Source organism: Nostoc sp. PCC 7524 (genome assembly GCF_000316645.1).
Classification (GTDB): domain Bacteria; phylum Cyanobacteriota; class Cyanobacteriia; order Cyanobacteriales; family Nostocaceae; genus Trichormus.
In genome coordinates, this window is the sequence record NC_019684.1 from 4,235,890 (window position 1) to 4,252,602 (window position 16,713).

The window sequence follows — 16,713 nt, forward strand, 5'->3', positions numbered from 1 at the left end:
AACACTGAAATCACAGGACTAAATATCATGTTTGCATCAATTATTCTGCTAATGCGTAACCATCTGGGTAATACCAAGTTTAATCAACTGCGTGGCAAATTGATTGCTATGCACGCTCAGACTATCACTTACTTTTGCGATCGCTTTCATATTGACAATGCTACCCGTCAGCATCTCATCCGTCTAGCTCGTGACAACGGCAAACGTTTGGGGTTACTTGCTTAACTTAGCACCTTAACACCTTTATCTTTACTGGTGCAGTTCTACAAGTCATCAGAAACTTGAGTTATCAAGATTATTCTTAGGTACTCAAACTTATGACAAACACAATTATCAATCCCGCAGAAACTCCCCAAGTTACCCAAAACCTATCAGAAAACTTCATTCTTACCACCCTAGACGACCTGTATAACTGGGCGAGAATGTCCAGTTTGTACCCGATGATGTTTGGTACAGCCTGCTGTTTCATGGAATTTATGGCCGCTTACGCTTCCCGCTTTGACATGGAAAGATTTGGCATGATTCCCCGTGCTACTCCCAGACAAGCCGACTTAATGATTACCGCCGGCACAATCACTATGAAGTATGCACCAAATTTAGTGCGACTTTATGAACAAATGCCCGAACCCAAATATGTTATTGCAATGGGAGCTTGCACCATCACCGGCGGAATGTTTAGTGTTGATTCTCCCTCGGCTGTCAGAGGTGTAGATAAATTAATCCCCGTAGATGTCTACATACCCGGTTGTCCTCCCAGGCCAGAAGCCGTCATTGATGCAATTATCAAACTGCGGAAAAAAATCGCTAATGACAGTCTGCAAGAAAAGCAAAACACCCAACAGACTCACCGTTATTACAGCACCACTCACAAAATGAAAGTAGTTGAGCCAATTCTCAACGGACAATATCTCAGAAGCTCAAAGCGTGAAATACCACCCCAAGAACTACCTCCCTCATCCTCATTCCAACTTGCACCAAACACAAAACAGAAAACTTCCGTAAAACCTCCGTGTCCCTCCGCGTAAACCTCCGCGCCCCTTTGCGTTGCTATGAATATGTTTGTCTTCTCCCCTCAAGAACTCCCCTTTGTCTTAGCAACACTCACCACAGTAGCCGCTCAACCAAAAACACTCTCACCCCTAGAGCAGCAATTTTTACAGGTAGTGAATCAACTACACCAAGGTAATGTAACAATTGCAGACTTATCCCCCATCACACCTGCACAGATAGCCGAAGTAATTCCTCATCCCCACCAACGCAAAATCTTACTACAGATGGCGATGGTGATGGCGATGGTAGATGGGGAGATTACACCCATACAACAAAAAGCATTGCGATCGCTAGCTGATATCCTAGGTGTGAATGAACAAGGCTTAAGAGTATTACACAAAGCAGCCAACGGTCACAAACTCCTCGCCCGCATCGATATGATGCGGCGGATTATGGGCAAATTTATGGGTGCTGCTTACCAACAAGAAGGATTTCTTGGCATTAAGAAAATGCTAACTCCCTTCTTCAATGGTGGCGAAGATGCAGAAGTCGCTTGGAAGTATCGCCAATTAGGACTACTACCACAAGGAACTCTAGGCCGTATCTTTTGGGAACACTGCACCCAACACCACTTTAGTTTTCCTGGTGAAGCTGGCGGTATTCCTGAACGCTTAGTATTTCATGATTTTGGGCATATCCTCTCAGGTTATGGCACAGATCCCCAAGGTGAGATTCAGCAGGGAGCATTTCAAGCAGGTTACATCCGCGAAGATGGCTTTGTATTTCTGCTATTTGTAATTTTACATTTCCATTGGGGGATGCAAATCACACCTGTTGCAGATGCCAATGTGGGACTGTTTGATATTCCCTTAGTCATGCACGCACTGCAAAGAGGAGCAGCTTGTAAAGTAGACCTTTCCGATAATTGGAACTTTTGGGAAGTAGTGGATGTGTCTGTAGGTGAGTTACGCGATCGCTATAGTATCCCTTCCCTTGAGCTTAAAGGCAATAGGGAGTAGGGAATGGGGAGTAGGGTAATTTTCAACACAGGAGAAATTCCCATGAATGAAAAAAAACTGCAAGCATTTGTAGGACAGGTTGTTGCTGATATGGCAGCCAGTATGTCCGCAGCGATGACAGATATTGGACACAAACTTGGTTTATATCAAGCAATGGCTGGTGCAGGGCCAATGACAGCGATGGAACTAGCTTTAAAAACTGATATCCATCAGCGTTATGTGCTGGAGTGGTTAAATAACCAAGCCGCCGGCGGTTACGTCACTTACGATCCAGTTAATCACACCTACGAGTTACCCGACGAACACGCAATGGTGCTGGTGAATGAAGCTAGTCCTGTATTTATGGCTCCAGGGTTTGATTCTGTGGCTGCCATGTGGCTGGATGAAGAAAAAGTTATAGATGCTTTTCGTACTGGCAAAGGTATTGGTTGGCATGAACATCATCATCGGCTGTTTTGCGGTACTGAAGCATTTTATAAAACTGGCTACCGCAGCTTTTTGACTACAGAATGGATTCCGGCTTTAGAAGGTGTAGAGGACAAATTAACAGCAGGTGCCAAGGTTGCTGACGTTGGTTGCGGTCATGGTGCATCTACAATCATCATGGCTCAAATGTACCCAAATTCAACATTTTGGGGTTTTGATTATCATGATCAATCCATTGAAGTCGCTCGTCAACGAGCCGCAACTGCCGGAGTTGGAGACAGAGTAAAATTTGAGGTAGCAACGGCTAAGAATTTTCCCGGCTCTAACTACGACTTAGTTTGTTTCATGGATTGTCTGCACGATTTGGGAGATCCTGTAGGTGCAGCCAAGCACAGCCGAGAAGCATTAGCGAATGATGGTACTGTACTGCTAGTTGAGCCATTTGCTGGCAATGAAGTTGAGGAAAACCTGAACCCCGTAGGTAGGCTTTTTTATGCTGCTTCTACGGCATTTTGTACTCCTAATTCTCTCTCTCAAGAAGTGGGTTTGGGACTAGGCGCACAAGCAGGAGAAAAGAGACTGGCACAAGTGATGTCTCAAGCTGGTTTTAGCCAGTTTCGACGTGCTACACAGACACCGTTTAATCTCATCTTAGAAGCCAAGGTGTGAATTTTAGCCAGAGCGATCGCTAGTTGGGAGAATAAGATTAAAGGCGATCGCCTCACCCACAATCAGGGTAACTGATTATGCTCAAACAATTACACAAAATCAAGGCTCTTTTGGCAGCTAAAAACTCCGGTCATTTGGGTGATTTTGCCATTCTCAAGTCTGATTTATTTGGTGCTAAAGTCGCACCCGAAGTAGCTACCAGAATGCAACCATTACAGGGATATCATCCGCCGATTGATTTAGAGAAGTTAAATCAATATCCTCCAGGCACATTTGGCCGGGAATATGCCACTCATATGCAAGCAAATCACCTCCAGCCAATGAATGTTAGCCCAGAATTAGAGGCTGTGGCTAGGCGCAATGTCTTTGCTTTACGCTACGTCGTCACCCACGATATTTTTCATGTTTTACTTGGCTTTGATACTACCTACGCAGGTGAAATTGGCGTATTAGCTTTTGCTGCGGAGCAAAATTTTAGTAAATCTCTTAAAATCAGCTTACAGTTAGCTAAATTTCTTTATCCTTTACTGGCTCCTCAACAAACCAAGATGATTTTCGCCAACCTCAAAAAAGGTCAAAAACTAGGTAGAAAAGTAGATTTTTTGTTAAGTTATCCCTTTGAAGAACACTGGCATGAACCCATTGAGGAATTGAGAAAGCATTTAGGATTATTAGAATTGATCATAAATCCACCAATTACAGATAATATTCTTTCTCAAGATTCCATCTAAAGCTTTAGATAAGGAGCATTACTGATGATTACAGCACAAGAAAATTCCACCAATCAAATTCTTCCTAAGTTACCAATTAAACCACCCATACCTAGATGGCTACAAACTTTGAGGGTGCTGATAAATCCTATCTATTATCTCCAGAAAACACAACAGGAATATGGTGATATATTCATATCAGAATTTGGTGGCTTTCCTGCACAAATAATTATTAGTAATCCCCAAGCTATTCAAGAACTATTTACTGCTGATGCTCAATTATTTTATTCAGGTGAAGGTAATAATACAATTGAACCGTTGGTAGGGACTAACTCGTTGATTTTGTTGGATGGCGATCGCCACTTACAACAGCGTAAACTTTTAATGCCTTCTTTCCACGGTGAACGAATGCGGGCTTATGGTGAGTTAATCCGTGATATTACTAAGCAAGTCGCCAGTCAATGGAATATCAAAAAGCCATTTGTTGCCCGTCCTACTATGCAGGATATTTCTCTGCAAGTCATTCTCAGGGCTGTATTTGGACTCAAGGAAGGTGAACGTTACCAACAAATCAAACAAGTTTTAACTGAGATGTTGGATAGTTTTAATTACCCTTTGAGTGCTGTTTTTCTATTTTTCCAATTTTTGCAACATGATTTAGGTGATTGGACTCCTTGGGGAAGGTTTGTACGCCGCAGAAAGTTACTGGATAAATTGCTTTACCAGGAAATTAATGAACGTCGCACTCAAGTTGAGAATCAAGGTGAAGATATTTTGAGTTTGTTATTGTCTGCGCGGGATGAAAATGGTCAACCCATGACTGATGTCGAGTTACGGGATGAGTTAATGACTATGCTATTTGCTGGGCATGAAACTACAGCGATCGCTTTATCTTGGGCATTATATTGGGTGCATTATATTCCTGAAGTTCGCGACAAATTACTGCAAGAACTCAACTCGATTGATATAGCAAATGCAGACCCTACAACAATTACTCAATTACCTTATTTAAATGCTGTTTGCTCAGAAACCCTAAGAATTTATCCGGTAGCTTTCTTTAGTTTTACCCGCATTCTCAAAGTACCGATGAAATTCATGGGTTACGATTTATCCCCAGAGATGAGAATTTCTCCCTGTATTTATTTGACTCACCATCGCCCAGATATTTATCCTGAACCTGAACGATTTAAACCAGAGCGTTTTTTAGAACGTCAGTTTTCACCTTATGAATTTTTCCCCTTTGGTGGTGGTAATCGTCGCTGTTTAGGTATGGCATTTGCCCTGTTTGAAATGAAGTTAGTTTTAGCAACAATCCTCTCAAATTATTCCTTGGAATTGCTAGACAAAGTGCCGCTCAAACCTGTGCGCCGTGGTATAGTATTTGCTCCCAATGGTGGCGTAAATTTGATGGTAAAAGAGAAGAAATAGCAGGCAAGCATAACTCAAGACTTAGCCCGTTGATTCTAAATCATCGGGCATATTTGCTTTTATATTTTAACTTACCCTGAAATAAGAGTTTTAACAGTAGCGATCGCATCCCCTACACTCTCAACAATATAAACATTTTCTGGTGATAATCTCTGAAAGAAAATCTGGCTTTCTATGTCATCATTGAGCAAAATTATTGGCTTATTTGCTTTCACTGCCAAAGCAATTTCAGATGCAGTTCCCGCACCCATACCACAGGCAATCACTACATCACTAGAGAGAACATTAATATTATTACGAGCGTTCCCCATATCTGTAAAAATTGCAATATCAACCGCTTCAGAAATCCCATCTTGTTGATATCTGGGGAGAATACCTAAAGTTAAACCATTAGCAGATTTTGCTCCCTTACTGGCTGCATCCATCACTCCTACATTTCTACCACCAGTTAACAAAATCCATCCTTCTTGAGCAATTAATTGCCCTAATTCATAAGCATTTTGGCTATCATAATTTGTTGCTCCTTCACCAGCACCCATTACTCCAATTACAGTTTTTTTCATTATGTTTTTTAAGTGGGGAGTGGGGGGATGAGGAAGATGAGGGGAATAAATAACTCTTGCTCGCTGCTCCCTGCCCCTTGCCTTTCTTAATTACCATGTCTCAGCCCAATAGACAATTTCCGAGCTTGAACTGTCAATGGCTACGCCGTAGCTATCTCCATGATTCCACTTAAAGCCGGGTTGACCTTTATCTTCAGCATTTAATACTAATATTTCATAGGAAGGCGGAAAAGCTACTGCCCCATCTGAATTACTGGTATAAAAAAAAGTGGTTGGTACACCCTTGGGTAAATTCACATGGTCGTTAGTGTCACCGCCTCGGTATTGGCGTTTAGCTACTTGTCTGTATTGCGTCAGTAATTGTTGAATCTGTTCCGGGGACTTTTTCAGCCTGGCCTGAAAGAAACTACCACCTTGCATAACTCCTGGAGAGTAAGCGATACGAACTATTTCACCATCAATAGAAGTCTCAGAGGGAAAGTGTGTAATTTCGTCATGACTAGACCAGAGTTGGTTACGAATTTCTTCGTAGCGTGAGGTATCAGTAATTATCTGGGGTTGACTGCTGCTACTAACAGCTTTTCTGAGAAAGTAACTTCCCCCGACAACACCAACACCGCCCAGGGAGAATAAAACTATCATGGTGAATTTAACTAAGTGCGATCGCTTCATAGAGTTGGGTAGCTCTAACATCTATAGCTATATACCCAACTACTAAACTAAATTCGTAATCTTTCGGAGATGTCTGTGAATATATTGATAAAAACTTTGTCTAACTGAGGAAAATACGGCTAAATTGTAAAATCCTGATGAAGATTGCTAAAGGCTATCTAGTAGAAACTACGGTGGTAGAGGCAGGGGAGCAGGAGAGCAGAGGAGAGATTTTCTTTCCCAATCCCCAGTCCCCAATCCCCAATCCCCAATCCCCAATTTTGCAACTATGTACCAGAGATCCGGTAATGTAGTATCTACACTACTTACTACTTAAAGCCACTAGCTGCAACCATGTCAGAGCATCTTACGCCCCCAACTAATAAGCCTCAAGTTCCTCATTTTTCTTCCGGCCCTTGTGCAAAACGCCCTGGTTGGTCGGTTGCTAATTTGCAAAACGCCTGTGTAGGTCGTTCCCATCGCTCTGAAGATGGTAAAGCCAAATTAGGAGAAGCTATTGAACGTTCTAAACAAATTCTCGGTATTCCTGCTGATTATCGTTTAGGTATCGTTCCAGCTTCTGATACTGGTGCTGTCGAAATGGCATTATGGTCACTGCTGGGACAAAGACCCCTGGATATTTTGGCCTGGGAAAGTTTTGGTCAAGAATGGGTCAAAGATGTTGTAGATGAGTTGAAATTGTCTGATGTGCGTTTGATGAAAGCGCCCTATGGCAGTTTGCCCAATTTAGAAGAAGTTGATTTTAGCCATGATGTGGTGTTTTTGTGGAATGGCACAACTTCCGGTGTAAGAGTCCCCAATGGTGACTGGATTAAGGACGATCGCCAAGGATTGACTATCTGTGATGCTACATCAGCTGTGTTTGCAATGGATATCCCTTGGGAAAAAATTGATGTCCTCACCTACTCTTGGCAAAAAGTCTTGGGTGGTGAAGCACAGCATGGTGTGATTGTTCTCTCACCCCGCGCCGTGGAACGTCTGGAAAGCTATCAACCAGCTTGGCCAATACCTAAAATCTTCCGTCTCTCACAAAAAGGTAAGCTCATTGAAGGTATTTTTAAGGGCGATACTATCAACACCCCATCCATGTTGTGTGTAGAAGATGCCCTGGATGCTTTAATTTGGGCAGAAAGTATTGGTGGGCTGTCTGGCTTAATTAATCGCAGTGAAGCTAACCTAGCAGCAATTACTAAGTGGGTTGAGCAAAGCAGTTGGGCAGACTTTTTGGCAGAAAGACCAGAAACTCGCTCTTGTACCTCAATTTGCTTAAAAATTGTCGATGCCGGTTTTGCTAGCCTCAGTCCAGAAGATCAGGCTAAATTCGCTAAGAAAATGGCGAAACTGTTGGAAAAACAACAGGTAGCTTACGATATCGCTCCCTACCGTGCTGCACCCCCCGGACTGCGAATTTGGGGAGGTGCGACAGTAGAAACTGCAAATATTGAGGCTTTACTGCCTTGGTTAGATTGGGCATACGCCACAGTTAAAACTGAGTTTGCGGCTGTGGCTTGAGGATTGGGGATTGGGGATTGGGGATTGGGGATTGGGGACTGGGGACTGGGGACTGGGGACTGAGAAAAATCTCCCCTGCTCCCTTACTCCCCTACTCCCCTGGTCCGAGTAACCTGCCAAATAGCAAAATGCGATCGCCCAATAATGTCCTAACGCTTTGCTAGTTCTGGTGTTCGTCCTTTCAAGCCAATCATTAATTTGAGCATGAATATTTTCAACACAGGTACACGCCCTAAAAACCATAAACCTAAGCGACGCACTAGCACTACAGGTAGGAATTGATTAGAAAACATCCGATCTAACAAGTCGGTGAACCCTAAAATCGTTAGGTTCTCGCGCTTGCGCCAACTTTCATAGCGTTTGAGTACCTGGAGTTTCCCAATATCTTCACCTGCTTGATGGGCGGTTTGAATGATTTGCGCCAAGGCTGCTGCATCTCGAATGCCCAAGTTTAAACCTTGTCCACCGACGGGATGACAATTGTGGGCGGCATCTCCCAGCAATGCCAAGCGGTGTAGGGCATAACGATCGCTTTGCATGAGTTGTACCGGAAAAATAAAGCGATCGCCTAGCAATTCCAACTTACCCATTTGATTACCGTAGCGGCGGGTGAGTTCTTCTAAAAATTGCTCGTCATTTAAAGCACACAAGGCTTTGGCTTCCTCGTGGGGAGCTGTCCAAACGATGCGGCAACGGTTTCCCGGTAAAGGTAAAATCGCAAAGGGGCCACTCGTCCAAAATCTTTCGTAGGCGGTGTCGTTGTGAGGTTTTTCCGGTTTGACGAAGGCGACAATACAAGACTGCCAATATTTCCAGCCGTGAGTTTTAATTCCAGCCGCTTGGCGAATAGGCGATCGCGATCCATCGGCGGCTACAACTAACTTACTTCGCACTACATTAATTTGCCCGGCAATGTTGATTTCTATTACTGCTTCCTTTTGTTGATACTGTATATTTACCACTTCTGCCGGACACAGATAAGACACATTCGGGCAATTGTGGACAAACTCCTGCAAAGGTTGCAATAAAGCTTGATGTTCTGCCACATAACCCAACTCTGGTGTCCCTAAATCGCTGGTTTGAAATTCCACCACATCAGGATAATCGGCATCAGATAGGCGGACTTGGCGGTATTTTGCAATCTGGGGTAATATCTTATCCCAAATGCCAATGCCTTGGTAAATAAGGGCTGAGAGCATATGCACTGCGTAGGCTTGCCCTTTGGAGACTGCGGCTGATGTCACTTTAGCTTCAATCAGCAGCACACTCAAGCCCGAATCTTTTAAAGCGGCGGCGAGAGTTAACCCAACAATTCCACCGCCGACAATTACCAAATCATAATCATATCCCCGCAATTCTGGCGGTGTCGGTTGGGGGGAAATAGTTTGATTAAGCTGCTTTAGCGCCATTGTTACGAGAAATTAAGCCATGATAGTTCTTATTGTGACGCGATCGCCCCATCTAGGGCAAGTTGAATGAAGTAAGAAGGCGATCGCGTTTCTAGATTAAAATCTCTCTTAAGCACCCCAGGAAAAAATTTCTGAATCAACCGGTGAAAACTGACACCCTGTTTTATAGCCTCTTCCAAGCCTTTCCCAAAATATTTTTTGAATTAATTGGGCAGCCTGAAACTGATGCTAATACCTATCAATTCACCTCCATTGAACTGAAACAACAAGCATTTCGTCTTGATGGCGTATTTCTACCGACAGCCGCTCATGTAAACCAATCAATTTACTTTCTGGAAGTGCAGTTTCAGAAAGATGAAGCTTTCTATCATCGCGTGTTTGCAGAAATATTCCTTTATTTATACCAATATCAACCTGCAAATGACTGGCGTGCAGTTCTTATCTTTCCTCGCCGCAGTCTAGAACCCCAAGAATCTAAAGCGTATAGTTTATTACTTAACAGTCCCTTAGTGCAGCGTGTCTATCTAAACGAATTAAGTGAAAGCGACAATACTTCAGTAGGAGTTGGTATTGTGCAGCTTATTGTGGAAAGCGAACGTAAAACAGCCACAAAAGCTAGACAGTTAATTGAGCAAACGCAACAGCAATTAACAGACCCACTTACCCAAAAAGAAATTATAGAATTTATTGAGACTGTAGTGATTTATAAATTTCCTCAACTTAGCCGCGAGGAGGTGGAAGCTATGTTAGGGTTAGATGCCATTAGAAACACCAAAGTTTATCAAGAAGCCAAAGAGGAGGGCAAACTTGAAGGCAAGCTTGAAGGCAAACTTGAAGGCAAACTTGAAGGCAAGCTTGAAGCAATTCCTGGGTTTTTAAGACTGGGATTGAGTTTGGAGCAAATTGCCGAGGCTATGGGATTAGATGTGGAGTTGGTAAGACAAGCCTCAGCAGAACAATCTTCCAATGGGCTTGATGTATAAATTTGATTTGTGAAAATCAAGATGCTAAAAGCCAAATTTTTTCAAAAAACTGGCTTTTATTTTGTTTTTGTCCCCATGAGGGGACAGAACATTTATAGTAAATTCAAGGGTTTAAGACCCCTACATCTACACGTAGTATCAGTTGAGTTGGGGTTTAAATCCCCGACTCCAAGTGTCTTTAATTTTAAAGTAATAAGTAATAAGTAATAAGTAATGGGTATTACTCATTACTCATTACTCATTACTCACTACTCATTACTCACTACTTATTTATGTACACTTATACAACACTCACAGCTAATAACTGCTCTGACATATCAAAGTTAGATGTAACATTCTGCACATCATCGAGACTTTCTAGGGTATCAATTAACTTGAGGAGCGATCGCGCCTGATCTGCATCTGTCACTTCGACATTGTTACTAGGAATCCAGCGTAATTCCGCATCACTGACTTGAAAGCCTTGCTCTTTTAAGGTTTGGTTGAGGGTTTCTAAATTAGCAACTTCCGTCAACACCTCCGCCGTTTCATCTTCCGTCATCTCATAGGATTCCGCGCCACCTTCTAAGGATGCTTCTAAAAGCTGGTCTTCATCTACTACACTTTGAACAACGCACACACCTTTTTGATCAAACATCCAGCTTACACAGCCAGTTTCACCCAAGTTACCACCATTTTTACTAAATGCTGCTCGCAAATCAGCCGCAGTCCGATTACGGTTATCAGTGAGAGCTTCAATTAAAATTGCTACACCACCAGGCCCGTAACCTTCATAGCGAATTTCTTCCAAAATGGCATTATCACTAAAAGTACCTGCACCTTTAGCGATCGCCCTTTCAATGTTGTCATTAGGAATACCCGCAGCTTTGGCTTTTTCTATAGCTGTACGTAGTTGAAAATTCCCGACTGGATCTGGGATGCCATTTCTCGCAGCCACAATAATGGCTCTAGACAATTGGGTAAAGGTTTTACCCTTTTTGGCATCAACTACTGCCTTTTGGCGTTTAATATTTGCCCATTTACTATGACCTGCCATAATTTGAATGATTTATGCTCTCTCCACAGATTAGGATATACATAGCTTCTGCCCAGATGCAAAGGGAAGATTGGGGATTGGGGGCTGGGGATTAGGTATTAGCTAAGAAGATTAGCCTTTAGGGTGTTGGGTTTTGTCCCCGTTTAGGCGTAGTCTCTCTGTAGAGAATTATCAATTCGTCAGAACTCAGACAGAATTAATTACACAAAATTATTTTCCTGTCCCCTGTCCCCCGTAACCTAAATATGCAGTCTTTTCCTCACTCTCACAAATCCAGATCCAAACGTAAGAAGATGAAATCTTTCCTGCGCCGTTTACTGATGTTATTGGTGGTAGGACTATTAGCTGTGACCGGTTGTCAAACGATACGTTCTGGAGTCGAAGCAGGAAAAGTGATTCATGTAACTTTATGGCATGGGGTGAACCCACCGCCGAATCGGGATGTGTTGCAAAAGCTGGTAGATAAATTTAACCAAACTCACCCCGATATTCAAGTAGAGTCACTGTATGTTGGGCAACAGGATCAGCAAATGCCCAAGATTTTGGCAGCCGTAGTAGGTAATGCACCACCTGATTTGTTGTGGTTTAACCCCACCATCACCGGACAATTAGTAGAACTGGGGGCGTTGATTCCTATAGATGAAATGCTGGCAAATTCCCCAGTGAAAGAGGAAATTGACCCAACTTTATATTCATCGATGGAATACCAAGGTAAACTTTGGTCAGTTCCATTTGCTACAAATAATGTCGGGATTTTTTATCGTCCAAGTTTATTCCAAGCAGCAGGAATTACACAGACACCCCGCACTTGGGAGGAATTTCGGCAAGTTGCCAAGCAATTAACTCGTGACCTTAATGGTGATGGCAGAATAGATCAGTATGGAATGTTTTTACCTTTGGGTAAGGGAGAATTTACCGTCTTTACTTGGTTGCCATTTATGTGGAGTAGTGGCGGTGAATTGGTGAGTGGTGATGGACACAATGCCGCAGCCGTGATATTGCAAGATAATCAGGGAGCGATCGCGGCTTTACAATTTTGGCGTAATTTAATTCAAGATGGTTCGACGCTGTTATCCAGCCCGGAACGGGGTTATGAGACAGATCCTTTGTTATCAGGACAAGTAGCTATGCAAATCAATGGACCCTGGAATCTGGGACAATTCCAAGCTACTGATATTGATTTTGGTGTGTTTCCGTTGCCTGTGAACCAACAACCCTCTACCAGTATTGGTGGTGAGAATCTCTTCTTTTTTAAAACCACGTCAGAAAGGCAAAAAGCAGCTTTTAAGTTTGCCGAATATACAATGAGCGAAGAATTTCAAACAGCATTAGCCTTAGAAGCGGGTTATTTACCTATCAATTTAAAGTCTCGTGAAAGTTCAAAATATCAGGAATTTGTGAAAAAACTGCCACAAGTGCAAGTATTTTTAGAGCAGGCTAAACATGGGCGCAGTCGTCCAATTTTCCCAGGTTATAATCGCATCTCTGATAGTGTAGGTCGAGCCGTCGAATCTGTCTTACTGGGTGAAAGTTCCCCGGTTGAGGCATTAACAGCATCACAGCAACGCTTGGATCTAATTTTTGACTAAGGGGAGATGAGGGAGATGTAGCTTGCTTCTCTTACGATGGCGTAAGCCTACCCGTAGGGTGGGAGATGAGGGAGATGAGGGAGATGAGGGAGATGTAGCTTGCTTCTCTTACGATGGCGTAAGCCTACCCGTAGGGTGGCAGACAAGGAAGAAATTATCCCCAATCCCCAGTCCCCAATCCCCAATCCCCAGTCCCCAATCACCTGTACACTAAAATAAAAATTGTTGTGACTTTCCCAAGTAGTGCCAGTGTCAGACTCTTTACCATTGCGCGATGGGCAAAGCCCCGCCATAGGCGATCGCTATCTCGCCTTGATTGATGAAATTGTCCAACTCACTCTCCAGGGCAAAATTAGCTCTGTGGAAATGGTGTATCAAATGCTGCAAAAAGGTATTGTAGCTGGCACTGGAGAAATATTTGAGGTTGCTTTGAGCAATCGCGCCAGTGCAATCCAAACTCAGGTGGATCATGAAAGCGATGAAGTGAAAAAAGCTAAGGCTAACCGGAGTTTACGAGCCATTAAAACTGTTCAAAGTCAATGGCAAAGGTATAGAGAACAAAATCAAGCCACAGAAGCGATCGCCTCTGCGTCGCAAGCAATTACAACAGCCGCAGCAGATGAACGTCTTGCCACATTCTTACGTCTGACTGATCCAAATCTGAAAAATCCGCTTAATTTATCCCAATTACAGCAATTATCTAAATCTTTACAACAATTTGCCCAGTTTGACGCAGATATCGCACAAATATCACAGGGGATTACCCGTGGTTTAACTGCCTGGCAAAGGCTACAAGAACATCTAGTTAGCTGGATGTATGAGCAAAACCAAACCTTGGGATTTGGTGGTGTCCCTGGCGAAAGTGGCCCTTGGGCAACTTGGGCAAAAAAAGTGAATAGTGATGTACCCCATGCTTTACTTCGCACTTTAGCTGTAGAGCAATCTGCCATTTCCTTTGCAGAAAATCAACGTGATTTAAGTTTGAGTGAGTGGGTAGAAATAGCCTTAATTTTACAGTATTTGCAACGAGGTTTAGTTAGTTGGTTTGACCAACAAACATATAACATTCAAGCAGGTTCAAAGTTGTCGATTTCTACCTTTTTGACCTTTGCTGTAATTTGGAGTCAGTTGGCTAATGGTTGGCAAAGTCAAGTCGTGTACAGTAATGGAGCTTCTCAAATCATGCTCCAAATTCTGCGAACCTTTGCTCAACGTCCCTATTTTCCCCTTTATGGTGGGATTTTCGCTTCCTTTTCTGGTAACTATTTGCGAGATGCACTAGATTATCTCGATGAACCATTACGCAAAGTTGCTAGAACTCAGGAAAAAGCCAGAATTTTAACCCTGCTAGGCTATTCACAACGCGCTTTAGGACAATATCAACGCTCGATAGATTTTCATGAGCAAGCCTTGGAAATTGCCAGAAATGCAGGCGATCGCCCCTGCGAAATTGCCAATCTCAATCACCTTAGCCGTACCTACGTGCAGGAGCAAAACTACACTGAGGCGATTAATCAGAGCCAAAGAGCATTAATGCTTAGTCGTCAAGCAGGCGATCGCACAGGAGAAGCTAACGCTTTGGTGAACTTAGGTTACAGCGAAGTCATGCAAGCGCAACAGCTAGAACAAGTCGAACCAGAAACCTATGAAATGGCAATTAACTATTTAGAACAGGGTTTAAATTTATCAGAAAAATTAGCTGATATTCAAAGTAAAGCTTTATGTCTCAGTAGCTTAGGTATTGCCTATCTAGTGATTCAAAAACCAGAAACTGCCATTAAATATCTAGAAGATGCTTTTAAAACAGCACAAATTGCGGGTGATTTATATCTGCAAGGACGGAATTTAGCTTATCTGTCCGAAGCTTATTATCAATTACAAAATTATGAAAAAGCCATTTACACTGGTAGCTTGGGAATGTATCTTTTAGAGCAGATCACTTCTCGTGAATGGCGACAACCAGCAGGTTTACTAATAATTGTACAAGGAAAAATAGGCGTAGAAAATTTCCAAAATTTACTTCAACAACACCGCCCCAAAATTATTGCCATTATTGGTGTTGATGGGTATGATTATATTCCCAAATTGCTAGCACAATATCAGGAAGAGATGTATTAAAGACGGTAAAAGAAGAATCAGAAGGGAATTATCAAGCCGTCTTTGGTGGCAAGGCAGCTATGCGGGAGGCAATTCGCGGAGCGTGTCGAAGATAAGGCAGAAGGTAAACCTCTCCCATAAAGGGAAAAGGTTTAAACAAGGACATATCTTTTCTCTCTGCAAGACACTACACGGATGTGCTGTGCATATCGAGAAGAATATTTTTACTTTTTTGCCCACAAGGGGCAAGGTTTGTACCTTTTCTGCCTTCTGCCTTCTGCCCTCTGCCTTGCTTCTATCAAGCGGATATGATCTTACAAATCAGGAGGTAAAATTACTTGATCAATAGCATGGATCACGCCATTACTAGCTTTGATGTCTGCTTTTATTACCTTGGCATCATTGACGGTAACACCCGTTTTGGGATCAACTTTGACATTGATTGCGCCGCCTTCCACACTTTTGACTTCGCCAGATTTTAAATCAGTTGATAAAACAGCACCTGGAACAACGTGATAAGTCAACACCTTGACTAATACTTCCTTGTTCTCAGGCTTCAGCAAATCTCGTACAGCGTCTTTTGGTAATTTAGCAAACGCATCGTCAGTAGGTGCAAAAATTGTCAAGTTATCTTTGCCTTGCAGAACTTCAGAGAGTCCTGCGGCTTCGATAGCTTTGGTTAGCACTGTAAATGAGTCACTAGACGATGCTACCTCTAACAAAGTTTTGCCTTGAGTATCTGTAGTTCCCGCCTCTGGTGTCTGAGTGGTGGGTACTTCCGTATCCGTTGTAGGTGTAGTGGGTTTTGTTTGTGGGGTGGTAGTAGTTGGGGTAGTGCGACGACTACGATTATAAGGAGCCTCATTGAAAATACTTGGTCTAGGATTGGTTGTCCCACTACCTGAATTCTGTGCAATCTGCTTTTTATTGCTATTATTGCCTTTTGTGATGGCGGTAACAGCTTCAACCGGTGTGTATTGAGCGTTTACCTGGACACGTTGACTCCGATTATAAGAAGTTTCTTGGAAAACGGAGGGATTGGGATTTAATGCTTCTTTGGCTCCAGATGGTAGGATAGTGAGAAGACTTACGCCTGCAATACTGACTACGCCTGTCAAAGAGGTCAATAGTTTGCTGTAATTTACTTTCATAAATTTTGTGTTTTCCGATTTTACAGCTGTTACATAAAGACTTATAACACTTTGTTACTAATAAATGCTAACTATCATTTCGATATTTTTGGTCAAAAATATGATCAGTGGTATAGAAATTGAACTTGATAGCAAACTAAGCTGCAAAAAAATTGTAATTTTTTTGTGTTCTGGTTTACCAAAAGTGACTTTAATAACCATTCCTTATAATAATTGTTGATTTAACTCCCAAAAATTGACTAAATTATTAATTTATCTAAGAATTTTCATTTATTTGGACAACAGAATATATAGCATTAGCATCTGGAAAAAATAAATATTTTAGGGGATATTAGGCTGCCAATACGGCAAGCAGGTGCAAGAGAAACAATGTGTGATTTAGTTCTGTAATGGTATTTAAAATCCCATCTTTTCTAGTATATGGATAAATAACTATATAATATTAAACATATGTATTAT

Annotated in this window: 17 protein-coding genes; 12 read left to right on the forward strand and 5 right to left on the reverse strand. The window is 42.4% G+C overall.

Annotated elements, in window-relative coordinates; all coding sequences use genetic code 11:
- Positions 1 to 27: 27 nt before the first annotated feature.
- The 6 genes from pgr5 (at position 28) to NOS7524_RS16850 (ending at position 5,242) form a co-directional block, all read left to right on the forward strand.
- Positions 28 to 225, forward strand: a complete 198-nt coding sequence (gene pgr5, locus NOS7524_RS16825; RefSeq protein WP_015139693.1) for a cyclic electron transport protein PGR5 — start codon at positions 28 to 30, stop codon at positions 223 to 225.
- A 92-nt stretch (positions 226 to 317) separates the two neighbouring features.
- On the forward strand, positions 318 to 1,025 hold the full coding sequence (gene nuoB, locus NOS7524_RS16830) for an NADH-quinone oxidoreductase subunit NuoB (RefSeq protein WP_015139694.1): 708 nt from the start codon (positions 318 to 320) through the stop codon (positions 1,023 to 1,025).
- Positions 1,026 to 1,055: 30 nt separating this feature from the next.
- Positions 1,056 to 2,009 (forward strand): hypothetical protein, encoded by a 954-nt coding sequence (locus NOS7524_RS16835; protein WP_216087496.1) that lies wholly within the window; start codon positions 1,056 to 1,058, stop codon positions 2,007 to 2,009.
- Between the two features lie 42 nt (positions 2,010 to 2,051).
- Positions 2,052 to 3,104, forward strand: coding sequence for a class I SAM-dependent methyltransferase (locus NOS7524_RS16840; protein WP_041555817.1), 1,053 nt, complete (start codon positions 2,052 to 2,054; stop codon positions 3,102 to 3,104).
- A gap of 77 nt (positions 3,105 to 3,181) precedes the next feature.
- Complete coding sequence (locus NOS7524_RS16845) at positions 3,182 to 3,835, forward strand: Coq4 family protein (RefSeq protein ID WP_015139697.1); 654 nt, start codon at positions 3,182 to 3,184, stop codon at positions 3,833 to 3,835.
- Between the two features lie 24 nt (positions 3,836 to 3,859).
- The gene (locus NOS7524_RS16850) at positions 3,860 to 5,242 is read left to right on the forward strand and encodes a cytochrome P450 (RefSeq protein WP_015139698.1); all 1,383 of its coding nucleotides are present in this window, start codon (positions 3,860 to 3,862) and stop codon (positions 5,240 to 5,242) included.
- A 71-nt stretch (positions 5,243 to 5,313) separates the two neighbouring features.
- On the opposite strand, the gene NOS7524_RS16855 is transcribed toward NOS7524_RS16850, so the two are convergent.
- Together NOS7524_RS16855 and NOS7524_RS16860 are read right to left on the reverse strand one after the other, a co-directional pair.
- Positions 5,314 to 5,805, reverse strand: coding sequence for an LOG family protein (locus NOS7524_RS16855; RefSeq protein ID WP_015139699.1), 492 nt, complete (start codon positions 5,803 to 5,805; stop codon positions 5,314 to 5,316).
- A 90-nt stretch (positions 5,806 to 5,895) separates the two neighbouring features.
- A complete protein-coding gene (locus NOS7524_RS16860; RefSeq protein ID WP_015139700.1) occupies positions 5,896 to 6,498 on the reverse strand; it encodes a hypothetical protein in 603 nt (200 codons plus the stop codon).
- A 116-nt stretch (positions 6,499 to 6,614) separates the two neighbouring features.
- On the opposite strand from NOS7524_RS16860, the gene NOS7524_RS30155 reads away from it, so the two are divergent.
- Positions 6,615 to 6,770, forward strand: a complete 156-nt coding sequence (locus tag NOS7524_RS30155; protein ID WP_171815381.1) for a hypothetical protein — start codon at positions 6,615 to 6,617, stop codon at positions 6,768 to 6,770.
- Between the two features lie 40 nt (positions 6,771 to 6,810).
- The gene (locus NOS7524_RS16865) at positions 6,811 to 7,989 is read left to right on the forward strand and encodes a phosphoserine transaminase (protein WP_015139701.1); all 1,179 of its coding nucleotides are present in this window, start codon (positions 6,811 to 6,813) and stop codon (positions 7,987 to 7,989) included.
- Between the two features lie 149 nt (positions 7,990 to 8,138).
- On the opposite strand, the gene NOS7524_RS16870 is transcribed toward NOS7524_RS16865, so the two are convergent.
- Positions 8,139 to 9,398, reverse strand: coding sequence for an FAD-dependent hydroxylase (locus tag NOS7524_RS16870; RefSeq protein WP_015139702.1), 1,260 nt, complete (start codon positions 9,396 to 9,398; stop codon positions 8,139 to 8,141).
- Positions 9,399 to 9,541: 143 nt separating this feature from the next.
- On the opposite strand from NOS7524_RS16870, the gene NOS7524_RS16875 reads away from it, so the two are divergent.
- Positions 9,542 to 10,381 (forward strand): Rpn family recombination-promoting nuclease/putative transposase, encoded by an 840-nt coding sequence (locus NOS7524_RS16875; RefSeq protein WP_015139703.1) that lies wholly within the window; start codon positions 9,542 to 9,544, stop codon positions 10,379 to 10,381.
- Positions 10,382 to 10,661: 280 nt separating this feature from the next.
- Here NOS7524_RS16875 and NOS7524_RS16885 read toward each other — a convergent pair whose 3' ends face one another.
- Positions 10,662 to 11,417, reverse strand: coding sequence for a YebC/PmpR family DNA-binding transcriptional regulator (locus NOS7524_RS16885; RefSeq protein ID WP_015139704.1), 756 nt, complete (start codon positions 11,415 to 11,417; stop codon positions 10,662 to 10,664).
- Positions 11,418 to 11,710: 293 nt separating this feature from the next.
- On the opposite strand from NOS7524_RS16885, the gene NOS7524_RS16890 reads away from it, so the two are divergent.
- From NOS7524_RS16890 to NOS7524_RS16895, 3 genes are read left to right on the forward strand one after another with little or no spacing between them, the layout of a single operon-like run.
- On the forward strand, positions 11,711 to 13,006 hold the full coding sequence (locus NOS7524_RS16890; protein ID WP_015139705.1) for an ABC transporter substrate-binding protein: 1,296 nt from the start codon (positions 11,711 to 11,713) through the stop codon (positions 13,004 to 13,006).
- Positions 13,007 to 13,028: 22 nt separating this feature from the next.
- Positions 13,029 to 13,220: a hypothetical protein gene (locus NOS7524_RS29555; RefSeq protein ID WP_144050881.1), complete on the forward strand. Its 192-nt coding sequence runs from the start codon at positions 13,029 to 13,031 to the stop codon at positions 13,218 to 13,220.
- Between the two features lie 35 nt (positions 13,221 to 13,255).
- Positions 13,256 to 15,124: a tetratricopeptide repeat protein gene (locus NOS7524_RS16895; RefSeq protein WP_041555367.1), complete on the forward strand. Its 1,869-nt coding sequence runs from the start codon at positions 13,256 to 13,258 to the stop codon at positions 15,122 to 15,124.
- 293 nt (positions 15,125 to 15,417) lie between these two features.
- Here NOS7524_RS16895 and NOS7524_RS16900 read toward each other — a convergent pair whose 3' ends face one another.
- Positions 15,418 to 16,254: a fasciclin domain-containing protein gene (locus NOS7524_RS16900; protein WP_015139707.1), complete on the reverse strand. Its 837-nt coding sequence runs from the start codon at positions 16,252 to 16,254 to the stop codon at positions 15,418 to 15,420.
- Positions 16,255 to 16,713: the final 459 nt, after the last annotated feature.

What these genes read in the sequence shown, in the direction of transcription:
- pgr5 (WP_015139693.1), top strand. Translation starts at nt 28, where the DNA reads ATGTTTGCATCAATTATTCTGCTAATGCGTAACCATCTGGGTAATACC.
- NOS7524_RS16835 (WP_216087496.1), top strand. Translation starts at nt 1,056, where the DNA reads ATGTTTGTCTTCTCCCCTCAAGAACTCCCCTTTGTCTTAGCAACACTC.
- NOS7524_RS16845 (WP_015139697.1), top strand. Translation starts at nt 3,182, where the DNA reads ATGCTCAAACAATTACACAAAATCAAGGCTCTTTTGGCAGCTAAAAAC.
- nuoB (WP_015139694.1), top strand. Translation starts at nt 318, where the DNA reads ATGACAAACACAATTATCAATCCCGCAGAAACTCCCCAAGTTACCCAA.
- NOS7524_RS16850 (WP_015139698.1), top strand. Translation starts at nt 3,860, where the DNA reads ATGATTACAGCACAAGAAAATTCCACCAATCAAATTCTTCCTAAGTTA.
- NOS7524_RS16900 (WP_015139707.1), bottom strand. Translation starts at nt 16,254, where the DNA reads ATGAAAGTAAATTACAGCAAACTATTGACCTCTTTGACAGGCGTAGTC.
- NOS7524_RS16855 (WP_015139699.1), bottom strand. Translation starts at nt 5,805, where the DNA reads ATGAAAAAAACTGTAATTGGAGTAATGGGTGCTGGTGAAGGAGCAACA.
- NOS7524_RS16860 (WP_015139700.1), bottom strand. Translation starts at nt 6,498, where the DNA reads ATGTTAGAGCTACCCAACTCTATGAAGCGATCGCACTTAGTTAAATTC.
- NOS7524_RS16865 (WP_015139701.1), top strand. Translation starts at nt 6,811, where the DNA reads ATGTCAGAGCATCTTACGCCCCCAACTAATAAGCCTCAAGTTCCTCAT.
- NOS7524_RS16885 (WP_015139704.1), bottom strand. Translation starts at nt 11,417, where the DNA reads ATGGCAGGTCATAGTAAATGGGCAAATATTAAACGCCAAAAGGCAGTA.
- NOS7524_RS16840 (WP_041555817.1), top strand. Translation starts at nt 2,052, where the DNA reads ATGAATGAAAAAAAACTGCAAGCATTTGTAGGACAGGTTGTTGCTGAT.
- NOS7524_RS16890 (WP_015139705.1), top strand. Translation starts at nt 11,711, where the DNA reads ATGAAATCTTTCCTGCGCCGTTTACTGATGTTATTGGTGGTAGGACTA.
- NOS7524_RS16870 (WP_015139702.1), bottom strand. Translation starts at nt 9,398, where the DNA reads ATGGCGCTAAAGCAGCTTAATCAAACTATTTCCCCCCAACCGACACCG.
- NOS7524_RS30155 (WP_171815381.1), top strand. Translation starts at nt 6,615, where the DNA reads ATGAAGATTGCTAAAGGCTATCTAGTAGAAACTACGGTGGTAGAGGCA.